The following is a 12,693-nucleotide window of genomic DNA, read 5'->3' as shown; positions in this document are numbered from 1 at the left end:
GTGACCATTTGGTGACTCTTTCTTAACTATCTGCACGCCGCATGTGGCCTCGGAGCCACGGGAGTCCCAGTCCTTGTCGTACTAGGCCTTGTCTTGCCCGACCCGGACCAGCTGCTTACCGAAATTGGCGCCCTTCAGCAGCCCCATGAAGGCGCCGGGCGCGCTCTCCAGGCCCTCGGTGACGAACTCCTTGTATTTGACCTTGCCGTCGCGGACCCAGGCCGACATGTCGCGCAGGAAGTCGCCATGGCGGGCTGCGAAGTCGGAGACGATGAAACCGCGAAAGGTCAGCCGCTTGGTCAGCGTCGCGCGCATCATGGATGCGGCCCATTTCGGCGGCTTGGCCTCGGTGTCGTTGTAGTGCGCGATCAGGCCGCAGACCGGCACGCGGGCGAACGGGTTGAGCAGCGGGAACACCGCCTCGAACACGGCGCCGCCGACATTCTCGAAATAGACGTCGATGCCCTTCGGGCAGGCGTCCTTCAGTTTCGCGGCGAGATCGGGATCGCGATGATCGATACAGGCGTCGAAGCCGAGCTCTTTCACCACGTAATCGCACTTGTCCTTGCCGCCGGCGATGCCGACCGCACGGGCGCCCTTGATCTTCGCGATCTGGCCGACGGCCGAGCCGACCGCGCCGGACGCACCGGCAACGACGACGGTCTCGCCGGCTTGCGGCTTGCCGATGTCGAGCAGGCCCGTGTAGGCGGTCATGCCGGGCATGCCGAGCACGCCGACCGAGGTCGAGATCGGACCGAGCTTGGGATCAACCTTGGCCAGGCCCTTGCCGTTGGAGATCGCATGCGTCTGCCAGCCGGAACGGATGCGCACGATGTCGCCTTTGGCGAAGTCGGGATTGTTGGACGCCGCGACCTCGCTGACCGCCTCGCCTTCCATCACCCCGCCGATCGGCACTGGAGCCGCGTAGGAGGGCCCTTCGCTCATGCGCCCGCGCATATAGGGATCGAGGGACAGCCAGATGGTGCGCAGCAGGACTTCGCCCTGGCCCGGTGTCGGGACTGCGAATTCCTCGATGCGGAAATCGGACGGTTTGGGTTCGCCGACGGGACGCGCGGCGAGAACGATGCGCTTGGCTTGGGACATGGCTTCCTCCGAATGTGTTTCGGCGTGAACGGAAGCGGAGGCAGCGAGGCGCGTCAATACAAAAGCGAAGGAGCGATTGGACGCAGCGGCTCGCACAGCTCGCGTGTCCCGGACGCGCTGCAACGTGAAACGTTGCTGCGCAGAGCCTGGAGCCAGATAGCAACAGGACAGATGCGGAGACGTGGGCCCCGGCTCTGCAGGGCATCACCGAAGAGGTGCTGCGCCGCGTCCGGGGCACGAGATCGGAGGTACTAGCTCGCGCCCGGGTAATTCGGGCTCTCGCGCGTAATCGTCACGTCGTGGACGTGGCTTTCGCGCAGGCCGGCGCCGGTGATGCGGACGAAATTCGCCTTCTCGTGCAGCTCCTTCATGTCCTTTGCGCCGACATAGCCCATCGCGGCACGGAGGCCACCGGCGAGCTGGTGCATGACGTTGCCGACCGGACCCTTGTAGGGCACCTGGCCCTCGATGCCTTCGGGCACGAGCTTGAGCGTGTCCTTGATGTCCTGCTGGAAGTAGCGGTCGGCCGAGCCGCGCGCCATCGCGCCGACCGAGCCCATGCCGCGATAGGCCTTGTAGGAACGGCCCTGCCACAGGAAGACTTCGCCGGGTGTCTCGTCGGTGCCGGCGAGCAGCGAGCCGACCATCGCGATGTCGGCACCGGCGGCGAGCGCTTTGGCGAGGTCGCCGGAGAACTTGATGCCGCCGTCGGCGATGACGGGGATATCGGCCTTCTTCGCGGCTTCCACCGCGTCCATGATCGCGGTGAGTTGCGGCACGCCGACGCCGGCGACGATGCGCGTGGTGCAGATCGAGCCCGGGCCGATGCCGACCTTGATGCAGTCCGCGCCCGCGTCGATCAGCGCCTGTGCGCCTTCGGTGGTGGCGACGTTGCCGGCAACGACCTGCACGGAATTGGAGAGACGCTTGATGCGGTTCACCGCATGCAGCACGTGCCGGGAATGGCCGTGCGCGGTGTCGACGACGACGAGATCGACGCCGGCGTCGATCAGCCGCTCGGTACGCTCGAAGCCGGTGTCGCCGACGGTGGTTGCGGCGGCGACGCGCAGGCGCCCCTGCGCATCCTTGCAGGCGAGCGGATGGGCGACCGCCTTCTCCATGTCCTTGACGGTGATCAGGCCGACGCAGCGATATTGCTCGTCGACCACGAGCAGCTTCTCGATGCGATGCTGATGCAGCATCCGCCGCGCCTCGTCCTGGCTGACGTTCTCGCGCACCGTGACGAGGCCTTCATGCGTCATCAGCTCGGAGACTTTTTGCCGACGGTCGGTGGCAAAGCGCACGTCGCGATTGGTGAGGATGCCGACCAGCTTGCCCGGAATGTTCTTGCCGGCGCCGGTGACGACGGGAATGCCGGAGATGCCGTGATCGCTCATCAGCTTGAGCGCATCGTCGAGCGACGCCTCGGGGCTGATGGTCAGCGGGTTCACCACCATGCCCGACTCGTAGCGCTTGACCTGCCGCACCTGGGCGGCCTGCCCTTCGGGATCGAAATTGCGGTGGATGACGCCGAGGCCGCCGGCCTGCGCCATGGCGATCGCCATGCGGGATTCGGTGACGGTGTCCATGGCAGAGGCCATGATCGGGATGTTGAGCGGAATGGCGCGGGTGACACGGGAGCGGATATCGACCTCGCCCGGCATGACGTCCGACAGGCCCGGCTTCAACAGCACGTCGTCGAACGTAAAGGCTTCGCGAATGCCTGGTTGTACCGTGGCCATGTGCCAACTCCTTCCGCGGCCCTGCCGCAAATAGCTATGGATGAGCGCCGCCCTCGGCGTACCTTGCGGCATCGCCGGAGAATCGGAGCCCATCGGTGGGGTTGACGCGGGTCGATAGCACGGCCGCGTGACGAATCAAAGCGAATCGAACCGCCGGCCAGCCATGCACAGGCTTTTTGAGTAAATTCGGCGTGGATAGCCGGGATGATGTCCCAACCCACAGTCATTCCGGGGCGCGACGAAGTCGCGAGCCCGGAATCCATCCCGCAGCCATCCCTGCGGCCCAATGGATTCCGGGCTCGCGCTTATGGGGCGTCCCCCGGAATGACGACAGAGGGTCACACCGTTGTTACGCAGGATTTAGGTGCTATGCGTTGATGCGCAATGGTCGCAGCCGAGCGGCGGTGTTAAGCCGCAATTCGCACCCTTCCTTCCGATTTTCATTACCAATCCGACATGGTCGATAAGCAACGCGTCATCCCGCTGATCGTGGCCACCGCGCTCTTCATGGAGAACATGGACTCCACGGTGATCGCCACTTCGCTGCCGGCGATCGCGGCCGACATCGGCACAAGTCCGCTGACGCTCAAGCTCGCAATCACGTCCTACCTGCTGTCGCTCGCGGTGTTCATCCCGGCGAGCGGCTGGACCGCCGACCGCTTCGGCGCGCGGATGGTGTTCGCGGTCGCGGTGGGCGTGTTCATGGTCGGCTCGGTCGGCTGCGCGCTCTCCACCTCGGTCACCGATTTCGTGTTCGCGCGCATCCTGCAAGGCATGGGCGGGGCGATGATGACGCCGGTCGGGCGCCTCGTGCTGCTGCGCTCGGTCGACAAGAGCGCCCTGGTCAATGCGATGGCGTGGGTCACAGTCCCTGCCCTAATCGGCCCCGTGATCGGCCCGCCGCTCGGCGGCTTCATCACCACCTACGCGTCCTGGCACTGGATCTTTCTGATCAACATCCCGATCGGGCTGCTCGGCATCTTCATGGCGCTGCGCTTCATCGATCCCATCAAGAGCGAGACGCAGGAGCCGTTCGATCTCTACGGCATGGTGCTCGCGGGGATCGGTCTTGCCGGCATCGCGTTCGGACTCTCCGTTGCCGGACTGAACCTTCTGCCGTGGAGCACGGTCGCCGCCCTGGTCGTGGGTGGCGCGATCTCCATGACACTCTATGTCCTGCACGCCCGGCGCACGGGCTCGCCGGTGCTCGATTTCTCGCTTCTGAAGCTGCCGACGCTGCGCGCGGCCGTGTTCGGCGGCTTCCTGTTCCGCCTCGGCATCGGCGCACTGCCCTTCCTGCTGCCGCTCTTGATGCAGATCGGCTTCGGCCTGTCGCCGTTCCATTCGGGCCTCGTCACCTTCGCCTCCTCGCTCGGTGCCATGGGCATGAAGACGCTGGCGGCGCGCATCATCCGTACCTTCGGCTTCCGCAATCTGATGACGGTGAACGCGCTCGTCAGCGCGTTCTTCCTCGGCGTCTGCGCGCTGTTCACGGTGACGACGCCGCTGCTCATCATCATGGTCATCCTGGTGGTCGGCGGCTTCTTCCGCTCGCTCGAGTTCACCGCGATCAACACGGTCGCCTACGCCGACGTCGAGACCGCGCAGATGAGCCGCGCCACCACGCTCGTCAGCGTCAACCAGCAACTGGCGGTCTCGGCCGGCGTCGCGGTCGGCGCGGCCTGCGTGGAAACGACGATGTGGTTCAGCCATGTCAGCGAGATCAACGCCACCGTGTTCGCGCCCGCCTTCATCGTGGTCGCGCTGACCTCGGCGGCGTCGAGCTGGTTCTTCTGGCAGATGCCCGCTGACGCCGGAAACGAGATCTCCGGCCGCAAGGCCGTGGAAATCGCGAGCCGCAAGGGCGCCGGCAAGGGTGCCGAGAAGGCGGCGGTCAAGGCGGCGAGCGAGGATACGCAGGACGTGCGGGATCAGCGGCTGGGGTAGCCTCTCTCCCCGTCATTGCGAGCGTAGCGAAGCAATCCAGGATCTTTCCGCGGAGGGATTCTGGATTGCTTCGTCGCTTCGCTCCTCGCAATGACGGAGGCTACTCCTGTGCCCCGCCCCGAAACCCCGTCGCCAGCACGTAGCGCTCCGAGGAATCCTGCCGGCTTGCCGCGGGCTTGACGTGGCGCACCGTGGCAAAATCGCGCTTGAGCTGGGCGAGCAGGTCGGCGTCGGCGCCGCTCTGGAAGGTCTTTGCCAGAAACGTGCCGCCGGGCTTGAGCACGTCGCAGGCAAAGGCCGCCGCGGTCTCGACGAGGCCGACGATGCGGAGCTGGTCGGTCTTGCGGTGGCCGGTGGTGTTGGCGGCCATGTCGGACATCACGATGTCGGCCCCGCCTCCCAGCATTGCGGTGAGCTTATCGGGCGCGTCATTGTCCATGAAATCGAGCTGGGCGAAATCGACGCCGGGAATCTCAGGCATCTCCAACAGATCGATCGCGACGACCTTGCCCTTGCCTTCCGTGGAGCCGACGCGCTTGGCGGCGATCTGGCTCCAGCCGCCGGGCGCCGCGCCGAGATCGACCACCGCCAAGCCGGGCTTGAGAAACCGGAACTTGTCGTCGATCTCGAGCAGCTTGAATGCCGCGCGGGAGCGGTATCCGGCCGCCTTGGCTTTGACGACATAGGGATCGTTGAGCTGCCGCTCCAGCCAGAGCTTCGACGACAATTTGCGCTTGCCGCCGGTCTTGACCTTGGTCTTGACTTGGACGTGCAAGCGGCCGGTGGTGTCCTTGGCCATCTCACCAGCTCCTGAGCGCGCCGTCCTCGCGCATCATCTCGACCAGCATGCCTTCGCGCAGGCCCCGGTCGGCGACGCGCAGGCGCGGCAGCGGAAAGGCGCGGCGGATGGCATCGAGGATGGCGCAGCCGGCGAGTACGAGATCGGCGCGCTCGACGCTGATGCAGTTGTTGCCGGCGCGCTCCTCATAGCTCATGCCGAGCAGCTTGTTGATGGTCGCGGTGATGTCGGAATCGTCCATCCAGATGCTGTCGATGCGGCGGCGGTCGTAGCGCGCGAGGTTGAGATGGATACCGGCGAGCGTCGTCACCGTGCCTGATGTGCCCAGCAGGTGCATGTCGGCGAGATCGCCGCCATGCTCTTCCGCGAACGGCGCGACATGGTTTGCGACCGCCTGCTCCATCGCAGCATAGATCTCCGGCGTCACGTCGCGGCCGCCGAACTGCTCGGCGAGCGTGACCACACCATAGGGAATCGACATCCAGGCCTTGATGCGCGGCTCCGGATTCTCCGCGTCGCGCTCGATCCGCACCAGCTCGGTCGAGCCGCCGCCGATGTCGAACAGGATCGCGCCGCGCCCCCTCGGGTCGACCAGCGGCGAGCAGCCGAGCACGGCGAGCGCGGCCTCGGTCTCGCGGTCGATCACCTCGAGCTCGATGCCGGTCTCGGCCGCGACACGGCTGCGGAAGCCCTCCGCATTCGAGGCCGCGCGGCAGGCCTCGGTTGCGATCAGCCGCAACCGGCGCGCTTTCCGCAAGTTGATCTTGTCGCGGCAGATGCTGAGCGCGGCGATGGCGCGCTCGATCGCGGCCTCGCTGATGCACCCGGTCGCCGAGACACCTTCCCCAAGCCGGATGATGCGCGAGAAGGAATCGACGACGCGAAAGCCGTCCTGGGTCGGACAGGCGATCAGCAGCCTGCAATTGTTGGTCCCGAGGTCCAGCGCCGCATAGATGCCGGTTCCCGGCGCCTGTGCGGGGACGGAAGGTTCGGTGGCCAACGCCACCGCCGCCATCGACCCCTCCAGCTCACCGTGCGGCCCATGTTGGCTTACATGGCCGTCGCGGAGCCGCGTGTGGTCATTCATGCAAACTGTCTTTCCGCGGCCGGTCGGGCCGGTCTGGAATTGCTTTTTCGCCTGAAACATTAGCAGCGCGGCGGGTATGCGCAACAACGCATCACATGGGACCATGCCCATTCGTGCGTTGTCGTGAACGGGGTGGTGGGTTATCTCAGGGGAGTCCGGTGCCCTGCTGCCGCGAAAATGCGCAAATGCCGGCTTTTCAGGTCAATTCCATGCAAGAACACACCAAATCGTCCACGCTTGAGAACGCTATTGCACTGCAAAAATACGGCGTCGGGCAGCCCGTCCGCCGCAAGGAGGACGACACGCTGGTGCGCGGCAAGGGCCGCTATACCGACGATTTCAACCTGCCCGGCCAAGCCTATGCCGTGGTCGTCCGTTCCACCCATGCCCATGGCATCATCCGCGGTATCGGCATTGACGCCGCCAAGACGATGCCGGGCGTGTTGGGGGTTTGGACCGGCAAGGATCTCGATGCCGCCGGCTACGGCCCCTTCACCTGCGGCCTGCCGCTGAAGAGCCGCGACGGCTCGCCCCTGCTTCAGACCAACCGTCAGCCGCTCGCCACCGACAAGGTCCGCTTCGTCGGCGATCCCGTCGCCTTCGTGGTGGCCGAGACGCTGGCGCAGGCGCGCGATGCGGCCGAGGCGGTCGAGCTCGACGTCGAACCGCTGCCGGCCGTGACGGACCCCGAGGAAGCCGCCAGGCCCGGCGCGCCGCAGCTCTATGACCATATCCCCGATAACGTGGCGCTCGACTACCACTATGGCGACATGGAGAAGGTCAACGCAGCCTTCGCCAGCGCCGCCCATGTCACCAGGATCGACATCGAGAACACCCGCGTCGCCGTGGTCTCGATGGAGCCGCGCGTCGGCCTTGCCTCCTACGACAAGAAGACCGAGCGTTACACGCTTCAGGTGCCCACGCAGGGTGTCGCAGGCAACCGCGCGAACCTCGCCAAGAACCTGAAAGTGCCGAACGAGAAGGTACGCATTCTCACCGCCAATGTCGGCGGCTCCTTCGGCATGAAGAACATCAACTATCCCGAATACATGTGCATCCTGTACGCGGCGAAGGCACTGGGCCGCCCGGTGAAATGGCTCGACGAGCGCTCGACCGCCTTCCTCTCCGACAGCCACGGCCGCGCGCAGAAGATCCATGCCGAGCTGGCGCTCGATGCCGAGGGGCATTTCCTCGCAGCGAAGCTCGAAGGCTACGGCAATGTCGGCGCCTACATCACCGGCGTCGCGCCGGGGCCGCTCTCGCTGAACACCGGCAAGAATTTTTCCAGCGTCTATCGCACCCCGCTGATGGGCGTCGACATCAAGGTGGTGCTGACCAACACCACGCTGATGGGGGCTTATCGCGGCGCCGGCCGGCCCGAGGCGAACTACTACATGGAGCGGCTGATCGACCGCGCCGCCGACGAGATGGGCATCAACCGCCTGACCCTGCGCAAGCGCAACTTCATCAAGCCGAACCAGATCCCGTTCGCGGCCTCCTCCGGCGTCACCTATGACAGCGGCGACTTCCAGGCCGTGTTCAACAAGGCGCTCGAAATCTCCGACCACGAGAATTTCGCCAAGCGCAAGAAAGAGAGCAAAAAGGCCGGAAAGCTGCGCGGCATCGCGGTCGGCTCCTATCTCGAGGTCACCGCGCCTCCCGGCGTCGAGCTCGGCAAGATCGTGTTCGACCCCGACGGCACCGTGCAGCTCATTACCGGCACGCTCGATTACGGCCAGGGCCATGCGACGCCGTTCGCTCAGGTGCTGTGCGGGCAACTCGGCGTTCCCTTCGAGAGCGTCAAGCTGGTGCAGGGCGACAGCGACATCGTCCACACCGGCAACGGCACCGGCGGCTCGCGCTCGATCACGGCAACGGGCCAGGCCATCGTGGGAGCAGCCAAGCTCGTCATCGAGAAGGGCAAACGCGCCGCGGCACACATGCTCGAAGCGTCCGAAGCCGACATCGAATTCGCCGATGGCAGCTTCACGATCGCCGGCACCGATCGCAGCATCGACATCATGGAGCTGGCAAAACGCCTGCATGACGGCAAGATGCCGGAGGGCGTGCCTGACAGCCTCGACGTCGATCACACCAGCGAACCGGTCGCCTCGGCGTTCCCGAACGGCTGCCACGTCGCCGAAGTGGAGATCGACCCGGAGACCGGCGTGGTGCAGATCGTGCGCTACAGCGCGGTCAACGATTTCGGCACCGTGATCAACCCGCTGCTGGTCGCGGGTCAGCTCCATGGCGGCGTCGTCCAGGGCATCGGCCAGGCGCTGATGGAACACATCCGCTACGACGAGAGCGGCCAGCCGATCACGGGCTCGCTGATGGACTATGCCCTGCCCCGCGCCGAGGACGTGCCGAACATGACGGTCGGCGATCACCCGGTGCCGGCCACGACCAATCCGCTCGGCAGCAAGGGCTGCGGCGAAGCCGGCTGCGCCGGCAGCCTGTCGACCGTGGTGAACGCCGTGCTCGATGCGCTCTCGGACTACGGCATCAAGCACATCGACATGCCGCTGACCCCCGAGCGCGTGTGGCGCGCGATCCAGGACGCGAAGAGCAAAGCGGCGTAGGGTAGCGTTCAGCATCCACAACAATGCTGTCATCGCCCGGCTTGACCGGGCGATCCAGTACTCTGAGGCCGTCGTGCTTCACGGATAAGCCGCGGCGTACTGGATGCCCCGGACAAGCCGGGGCATGACACTGTCTGTGGCGCGACTAGCGTCGCCTTGCCCGGTCTTCCCTAAGCCACCGCCTGCTCGCGCGGCTGGTAGATCGCGGTATGCTGGCAATGCGCGATCGGCGTCGTGCCGTTGGCGACGACGAGGGCGTCGAGCTCGACGAAGCGGTGGCCCTTCTTCTCGTAATTGGCGGTCACCCTGGCCCGCGCCGTGATCTCGTCGCCGGCGCGCGCGGCCGACAACAGCTGCATGCGGCTGCCGACATGGATCCAGGGACCTAGAATGGTGTTGTCGACCAGCACGCGGTTCATCACGCGCTGGATCAGGCCGGGATGGCCAAGCCCCTCACGCGCGAAGATCGGATCGGTCTCCCGGATGTCGGCGAGATAGTCGGCCGCGTCCTGCCCGGCCCAGCGACGCGGAGAGGTGCCGAGCCATTTACCGGTCTCGAAGGTTGCCGGGCTGACGGGCCTGCGCTCGGCCACCACGGGCACCGCGACATAGTCGCTCAACGACACGGCCGGCGCAGCGGCCGGCAGCGCGGCCGTGCCGGTGGCGCACAGCTCGGTGCGGCTGAACACCTCGATCGTCAGCAACTCGTTGTGCTCGGTTGTATCGACGTCGGCGGCCTCGCCGTCATACACCGGCTTGATGAAGCGCGCCTCGACCAGCCCGCGCGCCAGGAAGTCGCGCCCCCAGCGGGCAATCGGCACGTGCATCATGTAGGCGAAGACATCGACGCCCGGGACCAGCCCGCCGGAGAAACCGAAGCGGCGCGCCACATTGTCGTCATGCATCTTGTTTTCGGATTGCTTGGCGGTGTTGTAGGCCTCGACGCGGTAGGTTTCGAGCCGGTTCGGCATGATGGGCGTTCCCTGGAGTCTTGTTGTCTCGGTCCGATCGTAGGCCTCGGGGAACACCGGTCAATCCCCTCGCCTTTGCAGCCCGAATGGGGTACCACGCGGCCAATGACCGACACTCCCACCCGCATTTATGTCGACGCCGACGCCTGTCCGGTGAAGGACGAGATCTACCGCGTCGCGCTCCGGCACGGCGTGCCCGTGAGCGTCGTCGCAGGCAATTTCATCCGCGTGCCGCAGGACCCGCTGATCGAGCGTATCGCGGCCGGCGCCGGCATGGACGCCGCAGACGACTGGATCGCCGAGCGCGCCAGGCCCGGCGACGTCGTCGTGACATCGGACATTCCGCTTGCGAGCCGCTGCGTGAAGGCCGGCGCCGACGTGATCGCGCCGAATGGAAAGCCGTTCACGGAAGAGTCGATCGGCATGACGCTGGCGGTGCGCAATCTGATGACGGATCTACGTTCGGCCGGCGAAGTCACCGGCGGCCCGCGCTCGTTCTCACCGCGCGATCGCTCTACCTTCCTCGCGGCGCTCGACCAGACCCTGCGCCGCATCCAGCGCCGCCGCGCTGACCAGACCGCCACCAGCCAGGGCTGATCATGGCGCCGCCGCTGATCCAACTGAAAGACATCAGGCTGACCTTTGGCGGCACCCCGCTGCTATCGGGCGTCGAGCTCAATGTCGCTCCAAGCGAGCGCGTCTGCCTGATCGGCCGCAACGGCTCCGGCAAGTCGACGCTGCTCAGAATCGCAGCCGGCCTCGTCGAGCCCGACGGCGGCACACGCTTCGTGCAGCCCGGTGCCACCGTGCGCTATCTGCCGCAGGAGCCGGATTTCGGAGACCACAAGACCACGCTGGCCTATGTCGAGTCGGGCCTTGCGCCCGGCGACGACCAGCATCAGGCGCGCTATCTCCTGGAGCAGCTCGGGCTCACGGGTGAGGAGGACCCGCACAACGTCTCCGGCGGTGAAGCCCGGCGCGCGGCGCTGGCCTATGTGCTGGCGCCCTCGCCCGACATTCTGCTGCTGGACGAGCCGACCAACCATCTCGATCTCTCCACCATCGAATGGCTGGAGAAGGAGCTGGACAGCCGCCGCAGCGCGCTGGTGATCATCAGCCACGACCGCCGCTTCCTGACCAATCTGTCGCGCTCCACGGCGTGGCTCGACCGCGGCAAGATCAAGCAGATCGATCGCGGCTTTGCCTCGTTCGAAAGCTGGCGCGACGAGGTGCTGGCGGAGGAAGAGCGCGACCAGCACAAGCTCGACCGCAAGATCGTCGACGAGGAGCACTGGCTGCGCCACGGCGTCTCCGGCCGGCGCAAGCGCAACGTCAAGCGCCTCGCCAATCTGCACACGCTGCGCGACCAGCGCCGCAACTATCGCGGCACGGCCGGCACCGCCAGTCTCGCAGCAGCCGAAGCGGAGCAGTCCGGCAAGCTGGTGATCGAGGCCAAGGGCGTCAACAAGGCCTATGGCGAGCGCAAGATCGTCGAGAATTTCTCCACCCGCATCCAGCGCGGCGACCGCCTCGGCATCATCGGGCCGAACGGCGCCGGCAAGACCACGCTGGTCAATCTGCTCACCGGCGGCATGCAGCCGGATTCCGGCACGATACGTCTTGGCGCCAATCTGGAAACGGCCACGCTCGACCAGCACCGCGAAAGCCTCGATCCCAAGTCGACGCTGGCGGAAGCCCTCACCGGCGGCCGCGGCGACCAGATCATGGTCGGCGGCAAGCCGAAGCACGTCGTCGGCTACATGAAGGACTTCCTGTTCGCGCAGGAGCAGCGTGGCACGCCGGTGGAGGTGCTCTCCGGCGGCGAGCGCGGCCGGCTGATGCTGGCGCGCGCCCTGGCAAAGCCATCGAACCTTCTGGTGCTGGACGAGCCGACCAACGATCTCGATCTCGAAACCCTCGACGTGCTCGAGGACATGCTCGGCGACTACGAGGGCACCGTCATCCTGATCAGCCACGACCGCGACTTCCTCGACCGCGTCGTCACCTCCGTGATCGCGCCCGAAGGCAACGGCAAGTGGACCGAATATGCCGGCGGCTACAGCGACATGCTGGCGCAGCGCGGCGCGGACCTGAAGCGCGAGACGGCGAAGGCACAGGCTCCCGCCGAGAGGAAAGAGGAGCGCGCAACCGCTCCTGCCTCGGCGCCCAAGCGGAAGCTCAGCTTCAACGAGAAGCACGCGCTGGAGACGCTGCCGAAGAAGATGGAAACGCTGCAGGCCGACATCGCCAAGCTGCAGCGCGTGCTGGACGATCCCAACCTCTACGCCAAGGATCGCAGAAAATTCGACGATACATCCGCCGCAATTGCCAAGGCGCATGAAGAATTGTCCGCCGCCGAGGAGCGGTGGCTCGAACTTGAAATGCTTCGCGAAGAGATAGAGCAGGCTTAGCGCGTATTCCGCAAGACTGGCCACCGGTCTTGCGATCAGGATACGCGCCA

9 protein-coding genes are annotated in these 12,693 nt (G+C 66.0%); 4 read left to right on the top strand and 5 right to left on the bottom strand.

All coding sequences use genetic code 11. From position 1 onward, the window contains the following. Window positions 1-81 precede the first annotated feature (81 nt). Together curA and guaB are read right to left on the bottom strand one after the other, a co-directional pair. Window positions 82-1,104, bottom strand: a complete 1,023-nt coding sequence (gene curA / locus ACFDR6_RS09400; RefSeq protein ID WP_212086598.1) for an NADPH-dependent curcumin/dihydrocurcumin reductase — start codon at window positions 1,102-1,104, stop codon at window positions 82-84. 251 nt (window positions 1,105-1,355) lie between these two features. After that, a complete protein-coding gene (gene guaB, locus ACFDR6_RS09395; RefSeq protein WP_212086614.1) occupies window positions 1,356-2,846 on the bottom strand; it encodes an IMP dehydrogenase in 1,491 nt (496 codons plus the stop codon). 456 nt (window positions 2,847-3,302) lie between these two features. Here guaB and ACFDR6_RS09390 point away from each other — a divergent pair, with 456 nt between their 5' ends. After that, on the top strand, window positions 3,303-4,793 hold the full coding sequence (locus ACFDR6_RS09390; protein WP_375858115.1) for an MFS transporter: 1,491 nt from the start codon (window positions 3,303-3,305) through the stop codon (window positions 4,791-4,793). 100 nt (window positions 4,794-4,893) lie between these two features. On the opposite strand, the gene ACFDR6_RS09385 is transcribed toward ACFDR6_RS09390, so the two are convergent. Both ACFDR6_RS09385 and ACFDR6_RS09380 read right to left on the bottom strand, forming a co-directional pair. After that, a complete protein-coding gene (locus ACFDR6_RS09385; protein ID WP_375858114.1) occupies window positions 4,894-5,592 on the bottom strand; it encodes an RlmE family RNA methyltransferase in 699 nt (232 codons plus the stop codon). Between the two features lies 1 nt (window position 5,593). After that, window positions 5,594-6,679: a Ppx/GppA phosphatase family protein gene (locus tag ACFDR6_RS09380; protein ID WP_317239850.1), complete on the bottom strand. Its 1,086-nt coding sequence runs from the start codon at window positions 6,677-6,679 to the stop codon at window positions 5,594-5,596. A gap of 209 nt (window positions 6,680-6,888) precedes the next feature. Between ACFDR6_RS09380 and ACFDR6_RS09375 the strand changes: the two genes are divergently transcribed. After that, window positions 6,889-9,261: a xanthine dehydrogenase family protein molybdopterin-binding subunit gene (locus tag ACFDR6_RS09375; protein ID WP_375858113.1), complete on the top strand. Its 2,373-nt coding sequence runs from the start codon at window positions 6,889-6,891 to the stop codon at window positions 9,259-9,261. Between the two features lie 170 nt (window positions 9,262-9,431). On the opposite strand, the gene ACFDR6_RS09370 is transcribed toward ACFDR6_RS09375, so the two are convergent. After that, window positions 9,432-10,232 (bottom strand): hypothetical protein, encoded by an 801-nt coding sequence (locus ACFDR6_RS09370; protein ID WP_375858112.1) that lies wholly within the window; start codon window positions 10,230-10,232, stop codon window positions 9,432-9,434. 105 nt (window positions 10,233-10,337) lie between these two features. Between ACFDR6_RS09370 and ACFDR6_RS09365 the strand changes: the two genes are divergently transcribed. Together ACFDR6_RS09365 and ACFDR6_RS09360 are read left to right on the top strand one after the other, a co-directional pair. Beyond that, window positions 10,338-10,829, top strand: a complete 492-nt coding sequence (locus tag ACFDR6_RS09365; RefSeq protein ID WP_212086630.1) for a YaiI/YqxD family protein — start codon at window positions 10,338-10,340, stop codon at window positions 10,827-10,829. A gap of 2 nt (window positions 10,830-10,831) precedes the next feature. Continuing rightward, complete coding sequence (locus ACFDR6_RS09360; protein WP_212086633.1) at window positions 10,832-12,643, top strand: ABC-F family ATP-binding cassette domain-containing protein; 1,812 nt, start codon at window positions 10,832-10,834, stop codon at window positions 12,641-12,643. Window positions 12,644-12,693 lie beyond the last annotated feature (50 nt).

The sequence above is a fragment of the Bradyrhizobium tunisiense genome, assembly GCF_042263385.1.
Lineage (GTDB): Bacteria > Pseudomonadota > Alphaproteobacteria > Rhizobiales > Xanthobacteraceae > Bradyrhizobium > Bradyrhizobium tunisiense.
This window is presented reverse-complemented; position numbering and strand designations above follow the sequence as displayed.